21 protein-coding genes are annotated in these 14,566 nt (G+C 65.1%); 2 read left to right on the top strand and 19 right to left on the bottom strand.

Going from position 1 to position 14,566, the window contains the following annotated elements; all coding sequences use genetic code 11:
* Positions 1–13: 13 nt before the first annotated feature.
* From serS to AC3EF3_RS02750, 16 genes are all read right to left on the bottom strand, one after another.
* Positions 14–1,324, bottom strand: coding sequence for a serine--tRNA ligase (gene serS / locus AC3EF3_RS02825; RefSeq protein ID WP_488530640.1), 1,311 nt, complete (start codon positions 1,322–1,324; stop codon positions 14–16).
* Positions 1,325–1,352: 28 nt separating this feature from the next.
* Positions 1,353–1,763, bottom strand: coding sequence for a PaaI family thioesterase (locus tag AC3EF3_RS02820; protein WP_488530639.1), 411 nt, complete (start codon positions 1,761–1,763; stop codon positions 1,353–1,355).
* 11 nt (positions 1,764–1,774) lie between these two features.
* Positions 1,775–2,470, bottom strand: coding sequence for an aspartate/glutamate racemase family protein (locus tag AC3EF3_RS02815; RefSeq protein ID WP_488530638.1), 696 nt, complete (start codon positions 2,468–2,470; stop codon positions 1,775–1,777).
* Positions 2,467–2,946: a GNAT family N-acetyltransferase gene (locus AC3EF3_RS02810; RefSeq protein ID WP_488530637.1), complete on the bottom strand. Its 480-nt coding sequence runs from the start codon at positions 2,944–2,946 to the stop codon at positions 2,467–2,469. The genes AC3EF3_RS02815 and AC3EF3_RS02810 overlap by 4 nt, the downstream gene beginning before the upstream one ends.
* A gap of 28 nt (positions 2,947–2,974) precedes the next feature.
* Positions 2,975–3,478 carry a DUF2306 domain-containing protein gene (locus tag AC3EF3_RS02805; protein WP_488530636.1) on the bottom strand — a complete coding sequence of 168 codons (504 nt, stop codon included), beginning with the start codon at positions 3,476–3,478 and terminating at the stop codon, positions 2,975–2,977.
* The gene (locus tag AC3EF3_RS02800) at positions 3,475–3,846 is read right to left on the bottom strand and encodes a DUF1801 domain-containing protein (RefSeq protein ID WP_488530635.1); all 372 of its coding nucleotides are present in this window, start codon (positions 3,844–3,846) and stop codon (positions 3,475–3,477) included. Before AC3EF3_RS02800 ends, AC3EF3_RS02805 begins: the two co-directional genes overlap by 4 nt.
* 14 nt (positions 3,847–3,860) lie before the next feature.
* Positions 3,861–4,304: a hypothetical protein gene (locus AC3EF3_RS02795; protein WP_488530634.1), complete on the bottom strand. Its 444-nt coding sequence runs from the start codon at positions 4,302–4,304 to the stop codon at positions 3,861–3,863.
* Entirely contained in the window at positions 4,277–4,684 is a 408-nt protein-coding gene (locus tag AC3EF3_RS02790) for a VOC family protein (protein ID WP_488530633.1), read from the bottom strand. Before AC3EF3_RS02790 ends, AC3EF3_RS02795 begins: the two co-directional genes overlap by 28 nt.
* Complete coding sequence (locus tag AC3EF3_RS02785; protein WP_488533723.1) at positions 4,681–5,106, bottom strand: helix-turn-helix transcriptional regulator; 426 nt, start codon at positions 5,104–5,106, stop codon at positions 4,681–4,683. Before AC3EF3_RS02785 ends, AC3EF3_RS02790 begins: the two co-directional genes overlap by 4 nt.
* A gap of 65 nt (positions 5,107–5,171) precedes the next feature.
* Entirely contained in the window at positions 5,172–5,828 is a 657-nt protein-coding gene (locus AC3EF3_RS02780; protein WP_488530632.1) for a dihydrofolate reductase family protein, read from the bottom strand.
* Complete coding sequence (locus AC3EF3_RS02775; RefSeq protein ID WP_488530631.1) at positions 5,801–6,031, bottom strand: GDCCVxC domain-containing (seleno)protein; 231 nt, start codon at positions 6,029–6,031, stop codon at positions 5,801–5,803. The genes AC3EF3_RS02780 and AC3EF3_RS02775 overlap by 28 nt, the downstream gene beginning before the upstream one ends.
* Before the next feature lie 618 nt (positions 6,032–6,649).
* Positions 6,650–7,507 (bottom strand): IS3 family transposase, encoded by an 858-nt coding sequence (locus AC3EF3_RS02770; protein WP_488533722.1) that lies wholly within the window; start codon positions 7,505–7,507, stop codon positions 6,650–6,652.
* Positions 7,471–7,836, bottom strand: a complete 366-nt coding sequence (locus tag AC3EF3_RS02765) for a transposase (RefSeq protein WP_488530630.1) — start codon at positions 7,834–7,836, stop codon at positions 7,471–7,473. The genes AC3EF3_RS02770 and AC3EF3_RS02765 overlap by 37 nt, the downstream gene beginning before the upstream one ends.
* 85 nt (positions 7,837–7,921) lie before the next feature.
* Positions 7,922–8,209, bottom strand: coding sequence for a hypothetical protein (locus AC3EF3_RS02760; RefSeq protein ID WP_488530629.1), 288 nt, complete (start codon positions 8,207–8,209; stop codon positions 7,922–7,924).
* 95 nt (positions 8,210–8,304) lie between these two features.
* Positions 8,305–8,718 carry a DUF4279 domain-containing protein gene (locus AC3EF3_RS02755; protein ID WP_488530628.1) on the bottom strand — a complete coding sequence of 138 codons (414 nt, stop codon included), beginning with the start codon at positions 8,716–8,718 and terminating at the stop codon, positions 8,305–8,307.
* A gap of 605 nt (positions 8,719–9,323) precedes the next feature.
* Complete coding sequence (locus AC3EF3_RS02750; RefSeq protein ID WP_488530627.1) at positions 9,324–9,731, bottom strand: hypothetical protein; 408 nt, start codon at positions 9,729–9,731, stop codon at positions 9,324–9,326.
* 164 nt (positions 9,732–9,895) lie between these two features.
* Here AC3EF3_RS02750 and AC3EF3_RS02745 point away from each other — a divergent pair, with 164 nt between their 5' ends.
* Positions 9,896–10,921, top strand: a complete 1,026-nt coding sequence (locus tag AC3EF3_RS02745) for an integron integrase (RefSeq protein WP_488530626.1) — start codon at positions 9,896–9,898, stop codon at positions 10,919–10,921.
* 7 nt (positions 10,922–10,928) lie between these two features.
* On the opposite strand, the gene AC3EF3_RS02740 is transcribed toward AC3EF3_RS02745, so the two are convergent.
* A complete protein-coding gene (locus tag AC3EF3_RS02740; protein WP_488530625.1) occupies positions 10,929–11,429 on the bottom strand; it encodes a GNAT family N-acetyltransferase in 501 nt (166 codons plus the stop codon).
* Entirely contained in the window at positions 11,429–13,294 is a 1,866-nt protein-coding gene (locus tag AC3EF3_RS02735; RefSeq protein WP_488530624.1) for an ABCB family ABC transporter ATP-binding protein/permease, read from the bottom strand. Before AC3EF3_RS02735 ends, AC3EF3_RS02740 begins: the two co-directional genes overlap by 1 nt.
* Positions 13,295–13,327: 33 nt before the next feature.
* Between AC3EF3_RS02735 and AC3EF3_RS02730 the strand changes: the two genes are divergently transcribed.
* Positions 13,328–13,741 carry an acyl-CoA thioesterase gene (locus AC3EF3_RS02730; RefSeq protein ID WP_488530623.1) on the top strand — a complete coding sequence of 138 codons (414 nt, stop codon included), beginning with the start codon at positions 13,328–13,330 and terminating at the stop codon, positions 13,739–13,741.
* Here the strand turns inward: AC3EF3_RS02730 and AC3EF3_RS02725 are convergent.
* Positions 13,738–14,523 (bottom strand): crotonase/enoyl-CoA hydratase family protein, encoded by a 786-nt coding sequence (locus AC3EF3_RS02725; RefSeq protein WP_488530622.1) that lies wholly within the window; start codon positions 14,521–14,523, stop codon positions 13,738–13,740. The genes AC3EF3_RS02730 and AC3EF3_RS02725 overlap by 4 nt on opposite strands.
* Between the last annotated feature and the right edge of the window lie 43 nt (positions 14,524–14,566).

Raw genomic sequence — 14,566 nt, 5'->3', positions numbered from 1 at the left:
CTAGTTTAACCGATCACGGACGCAGCATCGCCAGCCCGCCCATGTAGGGCCGCAGCGCCTCGGGAACCGTCACGGAGCCGTCGGCGTTCTGGTAGTTCTCGAGAATCGCCACCAGCGTGCGGCCCACGGCCAGCCCGGAACCGTTGAGCGTGTGCACGAGCTCGTTCTTGCCGTGCGGGGTCTTGAAGCGCGCCTGCAGGCGGCGGGCCTGGAAGGCCTCGCAGTTCGACACCGAGCTGATCTCGCGGTAGGTGTCCTGCGCGGGCAGCCACACCTCGAGGTCGTGCGTCTTGGTCGCACCGAACCCCATGTCGCCCGTGCACAGGAGCACCACGCGGTACGGCAGGCCGAGCTTCTGCAGCACGTTCTCGGCGTGGCGCGTCATCTCCTCGTGCGCCTCGTAGCTCCTGTCGGGATGGACGATCTGCACCATCTCGACCTTGTCGAACTGGTGCTGGCGGATCATGCCGCGCGTGTCCTTGCCGGCGCTGCCCGCTTCCGAGCGGAAGCAGGGCGTGTGAGCGGTGAGCTTCATCGGCAATTGCGATTCGGCCAGGATCTCGTCGCGCACGAAATTCGTGAGCGAGACCTCGGCCGTGGGGATGAGGTACAGCGCCTGCTTCTCCTCGTCCCCGAAGCCTTCCTGCCCGCCCTTGGTGACGGCGAAGAGGTCGGCTTCGAACTTGGGCAATTGCCCGGTGCCGCGCATCGTTTCCGCGTTCACGATGTAGGGCGTGTAGCACTCGGTGTAGCCGTGCTCGTTGACCTGCAGGTCGAGCATGAATTGCGCGAGCGCCCGATGCAGCCGCGCGATCGGCCCGCGCATCGTGGTGAAGCGCGAGCCGCTGAGCTTGACGCCCATCTCGAAATCCAGGCCGAGCGGCGCGCCGATGTCGACGTGGTCCTTCACCGGGAAATCGAACTTCTTCGGCGCGCCCCAGCGGCGCAGCTCGACATTGCCCTTCTCGTCGTCGCCCACAGGCACGCTCTCGTGCGGCAGGTTCGGCACCGAGAGCAGCAGCGCCTGCATCTCGGGCTGGATGCGATCGAGCCGCGCGGCCGATTGCTCGAGCTCGGTCTTGATCTGCGCGACCTGCGCCATCACCGCATCGGCGCTCTCGCCCTTGGCCTTGAGCTGGCCGATCTGTTTGGAGAACTGGTTGCGCTGCGCCTGCAGCTCCTCCGTGCGCGTCTGGATCCGTTTGCGTTCGGCTTCGAGCGCCGTGAAAGCGGCCACGTCGAGGAACTTCTGCGGCTTGCCGCGCGTTTCCAGGCGCGCGACGACGGCCGGCAGGTCCTTGCGTAACAGGGTGATGTCGAGCATCACCCGATTCTACCGAGCGGGTGTCACCTCACGCGGCGATCACCAGTTGCGTCTGCGTGACGACGGCGCACAGCTTGCCGTCGTCACGCCGGATCGAGGTCTGCCACACCTGGGTCGTGCGGCCGCGGTGCAAGGCCAGGGCCTCGCCCGTCACCACGCTGTCCACCTTCGCGGCGGCGATGAACTTGGTGCTCGAATCGGTCGTCGTCGTGCGTGCACCTTGCGGCAAGGAGACGAACGTGCCCACCGCGCCGAGCGTATCGGCGAAGGCCATGTAGGCGCCGCCGTGCAGGATGCCGCCGGTGGTGCACAGGTCGGCGCGCACCTTCATCTCGGCGACGATGCGGTCCTCGGACACCGACACGAGCTTCACGCCGAGCAGCCCCGGCAGCAGCGGGTCCAGCACTTTCTGCAGCGTGGCGACATCGAGGACAGGCATGCGGTCTCCTTTCAGGCGATGGCACGGCGCAGGGCCGCGCGGGCGAGCAGGCGGGTGGAATCGAGCGTCGGCAGCGGCGAGTTGGCGTCGGAGATGATCAGCGGGATTTCGGTGCAGCCGAGGATCGCGGCCTCGCACCCCTGTGCCTCCAACCCTTCGATCACCGACTGGAAGTAGCGCACCGCCTGTTCGGTGAAGCGGCCGCACACCAGCTCGTCCATGATGAAGCGGTTCATCTCCGCGCGCTGTTCCGCCGGCGGCTTCACGCATTCCAGTCCCGCCGCTTCGAGTTGGCGCGGGTACACGTCGCTGTCCACCAGCCAGCGCGTGCCGGTCAGGCCCAGGCGGCGCCAGCCCCGCTCCTTCGCGGCCTGCGCCACCACTTCGGCGATGTGCAGCCAAGGCAGGGGCGAGCGCGGCTGCACATACTCGAACGCCTGGTGGATGGTGTTGTCCGGGCAGACCAGGAAATCGGCGCCGGCTCGCGCGAGCTTGTGCGCGGACGAGAGCATCAGCTCGCCGACACCCGGCACGTCGCCGGCATCGAGGCACGTCACGTAATCCGCCAGCGAATGCGTGTGCATCGAGACCTCCGGGTGCGCATGCGGCCCGAGGAACTGCGCGCCCTCCTCGCAGATCGTTCGATAGCACAGCGACGCGCCCTCGGCCGAACAGCCGACGATGCCGATGTGCAGCGGCCGGGTCATGCCAGTTGCGCGACCATCAGGTGATACGTGTTGCGCAGGCCTTCCTTGCGGAAGCCGCAGCGCTCGTACAGCGCGATCGCCGGGTTCTGCGGATGCACGGTGAGCGACACCTGTGCGTAGCCCGCAGCGCGCGCGGCATCGAGCGCGGCCAGCATCATCGGCCGGCCATGGCCGCGGTGCTGGAACGGCGCCTCGAGCGCGATGCCCAGCTGGGGCGTGCGCTCATCGACATATGCGAGCCCGACGCCTTCAGGCAGCAGCCGCATCCAGCACGCGCCGGCATCGGCGCCATCCACCTGCGCCACCACGCCGACGTCGCTGGGGCGGCCCCAGTCCTCGGCGTAGATGCGCACATACGGCGACTGCAGCAACTCGATCGGGCGCAGGCCTGCGGGCGGCGGGTCCCACAGCGCGATGTGCAGCCAGTTCCAGAGGGCCGCCTGGTCGGCGGCGATCAGCGGGCGAAACGACAGCATGGCGCGAACCATACCACCGCGGCTTTCCTCACGCGTGGCCGGAGAAGAAGACCAACCAGGTCACGCGCCCGGGCAGCGCCGTGAACAATCCCACGCCCACGGTCGCCCCGAGCACCAGCACGCGCATCAGGTGCGCGTGGCCGGCGACGTCGCGGCGCCGCGCGAGCCAGACCGCGCGGGCGAGCAAGACCAGCACGACGATGGCGAGCAGTTGCAGCACGCCGAGCTTGCCGGTGTCGATCAGGAGCGCGCTGAGCGACAGCGCCACCATGAGGACCGCCCACGCATAGCCGACGGCGCGATGCCGCGTCGTTCCTTTCGGAAGCCACAGCTGCAGCAAGCCCAGCACGATCGCCACCGCGCCCGCTGCCACATGAACCTGCTTGCTGGCCGAAGCGCGGGCAAACGCCTGGGGATGGACGCCGAAGCCGGCGAACGCATTCGGGAATTCGCGCAGGCGCTCGTCGAGCACGAGAAGGTAGGCACCGGCGACGATGCCGACGGCCAGCAATGACTTCAGCGTGGAATTCACGCGCGCGAGGACTTGCCGTTCGTATTCAAGGCCACCGCAGCGCGGACAAGCGTCTTGAACGCGCCCGCGTCCACCTGCTCGCCCTCGCCGATGTCGATCGCGCGCCGGGTGTTCCCGTCCAGGCTCGAATTGAACAGGCGGGCCGGGTCCTTCAACGAGGCACCCTTGGCGAACGTCAGTTTCACCTTCGCCTTGTAGGTCTCGCCGGTGCAGATGATCCCGTCGTGCGACCAGACCGGTAGGCCCCACTTCCACTCTTCCACCACGCCCGGGTCGGCCTCCTTGATGAGCTTGCGCATCCTGCTCAAGGTCTCGCCGCGCCAATCTCCGAGCTCCGCGATTCTCCGGTCGATCAAATTTGCACTCATACCCTCTTCACCTTTCACTGCCCGCGTGGAACACAGCTCAATTCCACCAGGACCTGGTTGAGCTTCAATCCCAGACGATGCGCCTGCGGCTCGTCCGGCGACACACTTCCTTCGAATGGCGTCAGCGAAGCATCCGACGCGCTGCGAAGTGCCGCTGCGACCTGGCGCGTTCGCGATGTCGGCCCCGAGCTGGCTTTTCCCAGCGGCAGGGCGGCCACCTCCTGCACCATGACAGCGGCGTTTGCCGGCTCGAGACACTCGTGCCTGGCATCGTCCAGCATGGATTTGAGGACCGCGGCACCGTCCGGCGGCAGCTGCGACGAGCCGGCCTCGAACTCGATGGCCACGCGATGAACCAAGAGGCGGGTGCCGCTCCAGCACGCCAGCGAGACCATCGCCAGCAGCAACGCGATGACTGGCCGGCCAGGGCTCACCTTGGGGCCTCGATCATCTTCCATCCGTTGCCGGACGGATCCCGAAAGCCGGCGTCGACGGTGCCGTAGCGATCCGCGGGTGCCTGCGTGAACTCGACACCGCAAGCAGCCAGGCGCTCGTAGGCGGCACGGCAGTTGTCCACCTGGAGCACCAGCGGCGGCATGGCCCCCTTGGCCACGACCTCGCGCAGCGTCTGCGCGGTCGCCGCGTCATGAACCGGCGGCCCGGGCTTGAACAAGCCGAGCTGGACCGAGGGCTGCTGCGGATGCTGCACCGTCAGCCAGCGATAGTCGCCGTTGCGAACGTCCGTGTGGACGCGAAATCCCAGCTTGTCGACGTAGAACGCCAGCGCTTCATCCTGGTCGCGTACGTACAAACCAACCACATTCACGCCTTGGGTCATGGAGCCTCCTTCGATTGAAGCGCCATTGTCCCCGCCCTCTTCTCCCGTCGCTTCTCCGAAACTGCTGTCTTGAGATCCGGACGGTGCGCAGCGCGCACCACGCACTCGGGGACATGCTCTCGCCCATGCGGGGCCGGCCGCTCCCGTGCCCGCAGCTCCCCCGGGCTCTCGTCGGTGATGTCGCGGAAAACGCGCGAAAAGGTACCGAGGCTGCTCCAGCCGGTCTGGAACGCAACCTGCGTGACGGGCAGATCGGTGTCGCGCAGCAGCGCAATGGCCCGCTCGATGCGACGTGTCAGCAAGTAGCGATGTGGGGGCAGGCCGAAGGCCTTCTTGAATTCACGCGCGAAGTGTGCCGGCGTGACCGCGCTCACTTCGGCCAACCGGTGCGCGGGCCAATCCTCTTCCGGCGCGCCGTCCATCCGGTCCTTCGCCCGCAACAGCCGCCGCAATAGCTCGGGACTCTGGCCCACCTCGTGTCCTCGCCTCACTGACGCACGTAGCGCAAGTGCGTGGCGGCCGGACCGTCCAGAACCCTGTCGACGCGAAACTGCGGCCCGGGCTCGCGCAGGTTCTCGAAGAGGCGCCGTCCGCCGCCGAACAACACCGGCGCCAGGGCGATTTCCAGCTCGTCGACGACACCCAGGTTCAGGTACTGCTGGATCACATCCGCTCCACCCGCGATACGCACGTCACGAGCGCCTGCGGCTTCCCGCGCCAGCTCCAGGGCACGCGCCGGCCCCTCGTTGACGAAATGGAAGGTGGTCCCACCGGGGCGCACCCAGGGTTCGCGTCGCTCGTGGGTCAGGACGTAGACCGGCGTGTGAAACGGCGCCTCCTCCGGCCAGGCGACCTCGCCCTGGTCGAACATCCGCTTGCCCATGATGTTGGCACCGATGCGCTCCGTGGTGCTGCGAACCAGGTCATTGACCGGGCCCGTCTCTCCCCCGGGACCGAGCTTGAGGTTGTCGCGGAAGGACTGTTGCTTGATGAGCCAGCCCATCATGGCACCCCACTTCGCGCCCCAGTTCTTGTACTCGGGCTTGCCCATGGTCATGCCTTCCGGCGCCATGTAGCCGTCGAGGCTCAATCCGATGTTGACGAATACCTTGCTCATCACGGCTTCTCCGCGCTGGAACAGCATCCACGAGCTTCCTGAACGGGCGGACACTTGACCGAACCGTAGGAGCAGAACACGCAACAGTCCCCCGCCTTCGGCGTCAGAAGCGCCTGGCATCCCGCGCACCTGAAGAAGTACAGACACGAATCCGTCGGCATCGTTTCGACCGACGAAAAGCCACAGTGCGGGCAGGTGAGCTCGGACTCGAGGACGGTGGTGGGCGGCATTGATTGAACGGCACGGAGCTTGAACTCGGTGCCGTATCGATTGATCTTGACTGGTCCTATTGGTTTCCGCATTGATCGCTCTCTCCGTTAGGTTCGAGTGTCAACCAAAACGATGCAAGCTCCGCGTCCGTGTCGAAGGACCTGTTATGCGGGCTGCTAACCATACGCGCTCCTCGGATGCTTAAAACGTCATTAGGCCAACAAGAGCCAGCAGAGAAATGACATTCACGACGAGCACCATATCACCCGCCCGAGTGACCTCCCGTACTTCCAGTTTGGCGTACGTGCGTCTGAGCATATAGCCGGTGGCTTGCCAGATACGGTTGCTGTCGCCAGAGCCAGACAAGATGAGAAGGCTCAGATCGTCAATTAACGGACTCTCAGGCCCAACGTGGGCCTTGAGCACCCGAAGGAACCGGGCCATAACCCATCCCGACGCCAAAACGACACTCGCCAAGACAAGGTAACGTGCCCAGACCATTGCCGTTCTAGCTTAGCGCGAATGGCGTCTTACGGCCATTTAATGCACCACTGCCCGTATAACGTAGAGGTAACCGGCGCGCAAGGACAGAAGCGCACAACGTGCGCGGACGCACTTGCGCGGGAACTTGCTTCGGTTTAGTTGACACTGGACGCCCCCTGCGTTTGGCTCTCGTAGGCCGCTGGCGGCAAGTATCGCAGCGATGAATGCAGCCGTCGATGGTTGTAGAACCGGATGTAGCTGTCTAGCGCGCTACGTAGCTGCGGCTCCGTCTCGAACTTCTTGCCATAGAGCTCTTCGCACTTCATCGAGTGGAAGAACGATTCCATGTGTGCGTTGTCGTTCATCCGGCCGGGCCGGTTCATGCTTTGCACCATGCCCAGCTCGCTCAGTTGCTTGCGGAACTCGAAGTTGGCGAACTCGATGCCGCGGTCGCTGTGGAACACTACCCCAGGGCTAACGCAGCGGCTCCAGGCTGATTGCACGAGAGCCTCTCGCGTCAGCGCCGCATCGCGCCGCGGGCCCAGGCTCCAGCCGACAATTCTTCGGGTGTGCTTGTCCATCACGGCTGCCATGTAGCGCCATTGGCCAGCGACCTTCAAATACGTCACGTCGCCGACCCAGACCTGGTCCTGGCGCTGCGTGGTCGCCGACTCGGGCAGGTACGGCACCCCGGCGTAAAAGGCCCGCTGAAGCACCTTGGAATGGCGGTACAGGCGAGCGCTTCGGCCCTGCAGGCCGGCCTCGCGCATCAGCCTGGCGACGCGGCGCTTGCCCACGCTGCGGCCGTCCAGGCGCAGTTGCCCCACCACCCGTGGACTGCCATAGAACCCGCGGCTGTCCGCGTGAATCTGGCAGACGCGCTCCCTCAACGCCTGATCGTCCTGGGCTCGCCGGCTAGGCTGCCGTTTGCGCCACGCATAGAAGCCCGAGCGGGTGACCCCGTGCAACTCGCACATCACTTGGACCGGAAAGGCTTGCCGGTTTGCCTCGATGAAGGCGAAGACTTCATCTTTCGTTCGGAGGCAAACCGGATAGCTTTTTTTAGCAGATCGTGCTCCATCTGAAGGCGCTTGAACTGCCTTTCCACATCGCGCAGCCGTTGCAGTTCCGCGGTCTCCTGAGGTGCGAGCGGCGGTGGATCTCCCTTCAGCTCGCCGTCCCTGACCTGCTTGCGCCACTTGGAGAGCATGAAAGGATGAATGCACAGCGACTCCGCCACATCCTTGACCAGCACCCCCGGCTGCGAACTCAATTGGACTGCCTTGAGCTTGAACTCCAGGCTGTACTGCTTGATCTTTGCTGGCCCTATTCTCTTTGCCATTGACCACTCTCTCCGTTAGGTAAGAGTGTCAACGAAAGCGAGGCAAGCTCCGCGTCCGTGTTGACCGCCTTGTTAGGTTGCGGCTTCATTGTTCTATCAAGAACGCGATGAAGAGAACAAGCAGGGCTGCCTCCATTGTCAGTGCGGCGAAACACGCCACGTGCAGAAGCGTGTCGCGCACCTTAAGGAATTTCAGGCGGAGTGTCCAGGCCACGAAATTGCGGTGCGTGCGCGAAAGACTGCTGTTGCCGAAACCGGGCGAGCCCATGGATTCCCAGAGTTCGCGATGCGAGTTCTTCAACCGCGCGTAGATCCACGCCCCGTTTGCGAGTGACGCGGCCAATACGGCCATGAATGCGACGACGATGTGCATCCGCAACCTAACGTCGGCGATGACCGGCGGACAGTGGGCCGGCGAAGCCGGCCGATAGGACGTCCGTGTCGATCAACTTGTTAGACCGCAAGCGCTCAATTGGCTTCATACAGCCAAATGCTAAGCGATACACCCAGCTGCCCCAACGCGGACAGCAACGTGGGCTCAATGCACAGGGCCAACGAGCCGCGCTCGGCCTTGCAGTCTATGTACGGGGCGTAGTTGGCAGCTCGCAGGTTCGCTAGCGCTTCAGCCTTCGGCGTAAGAAGGTCGACCCACTGAGCGAGTTGTTCTTCCACCGTATCGTCCGCGCTCAGGCTCGGTAGGTCGAGTTTCCAAATGCCCATTTGAGACGGCGTTTCGGGTCCACCCCAAATCCTCGTAATGTCGCCGACTTTGAGCGTCTCCGAGGGAGTAACACCCAGGAGCCGGGTGACGAACTCCGGGTCAACGTTCTCGCGGCAGAACACGAGGTGAGTCTGGTTGCGCGTGTGATCGAGCGGATCCATGAATTTGCGGTCTAACGTAGAGGTAACCGGCGCACAAGAACAGGAGCGCCGTGAGCGAAGCAACGGAGCGGACGCACTTGTGTGTCCGCGTTGACCGCCTTGTTAGCCTGCATTGCGTGGTTCCTCATGATTGGCAATTCCACTGTACGCCAATGCGAGCAGCAGCACACCGGCAACGACTGCCAATGCCGCCCATGCGAACCCAGCCCACGAGATTTTGAGCCACGCAACCCCACCGAACACAAGCACGCCCCCGACAACCGCGAGAACCTTGCGGTCCGGCGGCAGCGGAGCGAGCGCGGCTTGAATACCGACGGTGAAATCGGGCTCGGGCTGCACGTGAGAAGACGCGGTGCCTGCGCGGACTGCACGCGCGTGCGCGATTTGCGCTCCGGTAGCGCGCGCGGGGAAACCACACCTAGAACACGCCGCTGTGCCAGCTTCGTTCACTGACTCACACACGAAGCAGCGCCAAGAATAGCCGGGTATCACGTGCAGGCTAACGTCCGAGTTGACCGGCGCGCAGCGGCATTGCGCCGCGAGGCGTACGCTCACCAGCACGCGGCGCGGCGCAATGCCGCTGCGTGTCCGTGTCGAACGACCAGTTAGACAGCTTGCACACGAAGGCACTCCTCATTCAGTTCTTCCAAATGCAGCAGACCGAAGACCTTCGTATCTTGCAGCAGGACACCAGACCCCAGGTACTTCCATTCTTCGGCGTTGAAGCCTTCAGCTGCTTCAGATGTGGGAATGATCACGACGACCCGCATCTGCGGCCCATGCCCCGCACCGACGTCCACTACGTCGCCCAGGTGCACAGGTTCACCGGAGGAATAGGTAGGGCACTGGGACATGCTGTCTAACGTAATGTCTGCCGCACTCCCAAACCTGTTATCCCGCAATTGCCGGATAACACCTGGAGCGAGCTCGTTGAATTTTGCTTTTGCATCAACGCAGTATCTCCGTTTTTGGCGGTTAACAGGTCCACACGCGAACGCGGCGTTCTCCTTCATTTGGAGGACTTGGCCGGTTTCCGGATAACACTGCGGGATAACCTGGCTCTTTGTGCGCAGGGCCCCCCATTCTGGAGCCCTTGCCAGCTGGGCCCCGCGCTCATATACTGTTTATTAATACAGTATAAACGCCGATGAACTCCCGCACGCCGCTTCTGCCTCCGATGCCCTCCGCTTCAGCGTCTGTGCCGCCGCGCTCCGTGCGCTTGCTCGATCAGGTGCGTGAACGTGCTCGCTACCTTCACTACAGTCTCGCGACGGAGAAGGCGTATGCGTACTGGATCCGGTTCTTCATCCGCTGGTCCGGCATGAAGCATCCGCGCGACATGGGCGCGCGCGAGGTTGAAGGGTTCCTCACCATGCTCTCCACACAGCGGCGCGTTTCTTCCTCCACGCACAACCAGGCGCTGAGTGCCGTGCTGTTCCTCTATCGGGAGGTGCTCGGCGTCGATCTTCCGTGGTTGCAGGACGTGGCGCGGCCCACGCGGCCGAAGCGCATCCCTGCCGTGCTGACGCGCGAAGAAGTTGCATTGTTGTTCGGTGCGATGCAAGGCGACATCGCTGTCGTTGCGCACCTGCTGTACGGCACGGGCATGCGCCTGATGGAAGCATTGCGGCTTCGGGTCAAGGACGTGGATTTCGAGCGGCAAGTGATCGGCGTGCGGGAAGCCAAGGGCGGCAAGGATCGTGTCGTGATGCTCCCGCGCACGCTGGCCGAACGCTTGCGGCTGCAGCTGCGCGCGGCACGTGCCATGTGGGAAGCCGATCGCGCTGCCGGTCAGGCCGGTATCGAGGTGCCGCATGCGCTCGAGCGCAAGTACCCGAACGTCGGTCGCAGCTGGGGCTGGTTCTGGCTCTTTCCTTCTCCCACGCTGGCCCGCGATCCGCGCACCGGCATCGAGCGCAGGCACCATGTGTACGAAGAGCGGCTGCAGCGCGCGATCAAAAAAGCCGTGCGGGCGTGCGGTCTTGCTCGGCACGTCTCCGCGCACACCCTGCGCCACTCCTTCGCCACGCACCTGCTGCAGGCCGGCACGGACATCCGCACCGTGCAGGAGCTCCTGGGCCACTCGGACGTGAGCACGACCATGATCTACACGCACGTGATCAAGGTGGCGGCAGGCGGCACCTCGAGTCCGCTCGATGCCCTGCCGCACCAGGCGAAGGAGCCTGAGGCGGTTTACGCCTGATTCGGTATCAGTCCGCGGTGATCGCCCAGCGCTCGTGGTCGCGCCAGCGTCCGCCCACCTTCAGGTAGCGCGGCGAGAAGCCTTCCTTGCTGAAGCCGCACGCGCGCACGAGCGCGATCGAAGGCGCGTTGCCGGGCTGGATGTTCGCTTCCAGCCGGTGCAATTTCATCTTCATGAAGGCGTGGCGCACGAGCGCCCGCATGCCTTCGGTCATCAGGCCCTGCCCCTCGTGGCCGGCGAAGGCGTAGTAGCCGAGGTAGGCGCTGCGGAACAGGCCGCGCACGATGTTCGAGACGTTGATCACTCCGACGAGCGCGCCGTCGTCCTTGCGGCAGACGACGAAGGCCTGGTTCTCGGGCGTGGCCATGCGCTTGGCGTACACGCGGAATTTCGCGGGCGTGTCCGGCGGGCTGACCCACGGCCTGTGCAGTGCCGCGCTCCTTTTCACTGCCGCGAGGAAGGCGCGCTCGTCGGCGGACACGAGCGGGCGGATGACGACCCGCGCCATCACATCCCGATCACGTCCGTGAACTTCTCGGCCTCGCCGCTGGACTGCTGCTGCAGCGCCCACATCTCCGCGTAGCGCCCGCCCTTGGCGAGCAGTGCGCCGTGCGTGCCGCGCTCGACGATGCGGCCGGCGTCCATCACCAGGATCTCGTGCGCATCCACCACCGTGGAGAGGCGGTGCGCGATGACCAGCGCCGTCTTGTTCTGCGCCACGCCCTTCAGTTCCGCCTGGATGGCGCGTTCGTTGGCGGAATCGAGGGCCGACGTGGCCTCGTCGAAGATCATGATCGGCGGGTTCTTCAGCAGCGTGCGCGCGATCGCAACGCGCTGCTTCTCGCCGCCCGACAGCTTCAGCCCCCGCTCGCCCACCATCGTGTGATAGCCCCTGGGCGTGGACATGATGAAGTCGTGGATGCGCGCGGCGCGGGCCGCGTCGTGCACTTCCTCGCTCGACGCGCCCGGCCGGCCGTAGGCGATGTTGTATTCCACCGTGTCGTTGAACAGCACCGTGTCCTGCGGCACGATGCCGATGGCGCGGCGCACGCTGGCCTGCGTTACCTCGCGGATGTCGTGGCCGGCGATGGTGATGCGGCCATCCTTCACGTCGTAGAAGCGATAGAGCAGGCGCGCCAGCGTGGACTTGCCCGAGCCCGAGGGGCCGACCACCGCCACGGTCTTCCCGGCGGGGATCTCGAAGCTGACGTCGTGCAGGATCATCCGCGCGGGCTCGTACGCGAAATTGACGTGCTCGAAGCGCACCGACCAGTCGCCGTTCTGCGCGGCGAGCTGCGGCGCCCCGGCCGGGTCCTGCACCTCGCGCTCGCGGTCCATCAGCACGAACATCTTGTCCAGGTCCGTCAGGCTCTGCTTGATCTCGCGGTACAGCACGCCCAGGAAGTTCAGCGGGATATACAACTGGATCATGAAGGCGTTGACCATCACCAGGTCGCCCAGCGTCATGCGCTCGTCGATCACGCCCTGCGTGGCGCGCCACAGCATCGCGACCAGGCCGATGGCGATGATCATCTGCTGCCCGGTATTGAGCATCGACAGCGTGGTCTGGCTCTTCAGGCGTGCACGGCGCAATTGCTCCAGGCTCTGGTCGTAGCGATTCGCCTCGAAGCCTTCGTTGTTGAAGTACTTGACCGTCTCGTAATTGAGCAGCGAATCCACCGCCTTGGTGTGCGCGGCCGAATCGAACTCGTTGGCCTCGCGCCGGAATTTCGTGCGCCACTCGGTGATGCTGACCGTGAAGATCACGTAGACCACCAGCGCCGCGATCGTGATCCAGGCGAACCACGCGTCGAACTTCACGGCCAGGATGGTGAGCACCAGCGCCACCTCGATGAAGGTCGGCACGATGCTGTAGAGCGAATACGAGATCAGCGATTCGATGCCGCGCACGCCGCGCTCGATGTCGCGCGTCATGCCGCCGGTCTGGCGCTCCAGGTGGAAGCGCAGCGAGAGGGAATGCAGGTGCTCGAAGGTCTGCAGTGCGATCCGGCGCGCCGCGCCCTGTGTCGCCTTGGCGAAGACCAGCTCGCGCAGTTCGGTGAAGAGCGAGGTGGACAGCCGCAGCAGCCCGTACGCGAGCAACAGGCTCGCCGGCACCACCAGCACCGCCGTCGCGTCGCCGGGCTTGATGCTCATGGCGTCGATCAGCTTTTTCAGCAGCACCGGCACGCCGACGTTCGCGAGCTTGGCGCCGATCATGAACAGCAGCGCCGCGATCACGCGGCCCTTGTATTCCCACAGGTAGGGAAACAGGCGCTTGAGCGTGGCCCAGTCGGCGGACGCGCGCGGAGGCGCGACTTCACCGGGGGCCAAGGGCAGGGAGCGGGCGGAGAGTTCGCCGGAGCGGCGCATGAACGACAATTCCTTCTAACGGAGATTGTGCCCATGTCCGAAAACTCAAGCGCGCCCTTGGCCTCTTTGCCCGACGATCATCGCGAGCTGGTGATGAAGGTCATCCCCATGCCCGCCGACACCAACGCCAACGGCGACATCTTCGGCGGCTGGGTCATGGCCCAGGTCGACCTGGCCGGCTCGGTGCTGCCCGCGCGCCTGATCAAGGGACGCATGGCGACCGTGGCCGTCAACGAGTTCCTGTTCAAGCAGCCCGTGCGCGTGGGCGACCTGCTCTCGTTCTACTCGGAGGTGGTGCGCGTCGGCCGCACGTCGATCACCGTCAAGGTCGAGGTTTTCTCCGAGCGCTTCCGCTCGCAGGGGCAGTACATCAAGGTGACGGAAGCGACGGTGACCTACGTGGCGATCGACGAGCAGGGCCGGCCGCGCGAGATCCCGAGCAACTAGAACTTCCCGTGCCGCCCTTCGCCTGACGCGAAGCGCACCGCCCCTTCGATCCCGTCGGCGATGCGGTGCTTGCTGCGCTCCCACTCGGCGTGCAGCGCCTCATTCAGCGGCTTGCCCCATTGCTCGTAGGCGTTCATGCGATCGGCGAGCATGGTCGCCTGCGGGAATTTCGCGAGCTGCAGCGCGAGGTCGATGGCCGCATCCCTCGCCTGTCCCAGGGGCACCACGCGGTTGGCCAAGCCCATCTGCAGCGCCTCGGGCGCTTCCACCTTGCGCCCGGTGAGGATCAGGTCCATCGCGTGGCCCAGGCCGATGAGGCGCGGCAGGCGCACCGTGCCGCCGTCGATCAGCGGCACGCCGAAGCGGCGGCAATAGACGCCGAAGTAGGCATCCTCTTCCATGACCCGCAGGTCGCACCACAGGGCGAGCTCCATGCCGCCGGCCACCGCGGCGCCGCTGACGGCGGCGATCACGGGCTTGGACAGCAGCAGGCGCGACGGCCCCATCGGCCCCAGGGGGCGAGCGGCATCGGCATCGAAGTCGAGATGAGCCAGGGACTGCGCCGCCAGCCGCGCGCCGGCCTGCAAATCCCAGCCGGCGCAGAAATGGCCGTGCTCGCCATGGAACACGGCCACGCGGGCGTTGTCGTCGGCATCGAAGGCCACGAAGGCGTCGTACAGCGCGCGCGCCGTGGCGGCGTCGACGGCATTTCGGACCTCGCGCCGGTCGAGGGTGACCACCGTGACGGGGCCGAGTCGTTCGGTGCGGACAGTCTCGGACATGACAAGGATTAAACGCCGATTCGGGCCAACCCTGTACGCCGCA

The organism is Ramlibacter sp. GS1-15, assembly GCF_057785015.1.
This window is presented reverse-complemented; position numbering and strand designations above follow the sequence as displayed.

Bases quoted from the DNA above. Each gene is read 5' to 3' on its own strand.
- AC3EF3_RS02815 (WP_488530638.1), bottom strand. From the start codon at position 2,470: ATGACCCGGCCGCTGCACATCGGCATCGTCGGCTGTTCGGCCGAGGGC.
- AC3EF3_RS02760 (WP_488530629.1), bottom strand. From the start codon at position 8,209: ATGCACATCGTCGTCGCATTCATGGCCGTATTGGCCGCGTCACTCGCA.
- AC3EF3_RS02740 (WP_488530625.1), bottom strand. From the start codon at position 11,429: ATGGCGCGGGTCGTCATCCGCCCGCTCGTGTCCGCCGACGAGCGCGCC.
- AC3EF3_RS02775 (WP_488530631.1), bottom strand. From the start codon at position 6,031: ATGCCGCCCACCACCGTCCTCGAGTCCGAGCTCACCTGCCCGCACTGT.
- serS (WP_488530640.1), bottom strand. From the start codon at position 1,324: ATGCTCGACATCACCCTGTTACGCAAGGACCTGCCGGCCGTCGTCGCG.
- AC3EF3_RS02780 (WP_488530632.1), bottom strand. From the start codon at position 5,828: ATGCTGTTCCAGCGCGGAGAAGCCGTGATGAGCAAGGTATTCGTCAAC.
- AC3EF3_RS02725 (WP_488530622.1), bottom strand. From the start codon at position 14,523: ATGTCCGAGACTGTCCGCACCGAACGACTCGGCCCCGTCACGGTGGTC.
- AC3EF3_RS02755 (WP_488530628.1), bottom strand. From the start codon at position 8,718: ATGGATCCGCTCGATCACACGCGCAACCAGACTCACCTCGTGTTCTGC.
- AC3EF3_RS02785 (WP_488533723.1), bottom strand. From the start codon at position 5,106: ATGGACGGCGCGCCGGAAGAGGATTGGCCCGCGCACCGGTTGGCCGAA.
- AC3EF3_RS02730 (WP_488530623.1), top strand. From the start codon at position 13,328: ATGTCCGAAAACTCAAGCGCGCCCTTGGCCTCTTTGCCCGACGATCAT.
- AC3EF3_RS02735 (WP_488530624.1), bottom strand. From the start codon at position 13,294: ATGCGCCGCTCCGGCGAACTCTCCGCCCGCTCCCTGCCCTTGGCCCCC.
- AC3EF3_RS02810 (WP_488530637.1), bottom strand. From the start codon at position 2,946: ATGCTGTCGTTTCGCCCGCTGATCGCCGCCGACCAGGCGGCCCTCTGG.
- AC3EF3_RS02800 (WP_488530635.1), bottom strand. From the start codon at position 3,846: ATGAGTGCAAATTTGATCGACCGGAGAATCGCGGAGCTCGGAGATTGG.
- AC3EF3_RS02790 (WP_488530633.1), bottom strand. From the start codon at position 4,684: ATGACCCAAGGCGTGAATGTGGTTGGTTTGTACGTACGCGACCAGGAT.
- AC3EF3_RS02795 (WP_488530634.1), bottom strand. From the start codon at position 4,304: ATGGAAGATGATCGAGGCCCCAAGGTGAGCCCTGGCCGGCCAGTCATC.
- AC3EF3_RS02750 (WP_488530627.1), bottom strand. From the start codon at position 9,731: ATGAAGGAGAACGCCGCGTTCGCGTGTGGACCTGTTAACCGCCAAAAA.
- AC3EF3_RS02820 (WP_488530639.1), bottom strand. From the start codon at position 1,763: ATGCCTGTCCTCGATGTCGCCACGCTGCAGAAAGTGCTGGACCCGCTG.
- AC3EF3_RS02765 (WP_488530630.1), bottom strand. From the start codon at position 7,836: ATGGCAAAGAGAATAGGGCCAGCAAAGATCAAGCAGTACAGCCTGGAG.
- AC3EF3_RS02745 (WP_488530626.1), top strand. From the start codon at position 9,896: ATGCCCTCCGCTTCAGCGTCTGTGCCGCCGCGCTCCGTGCGCTTGCTC.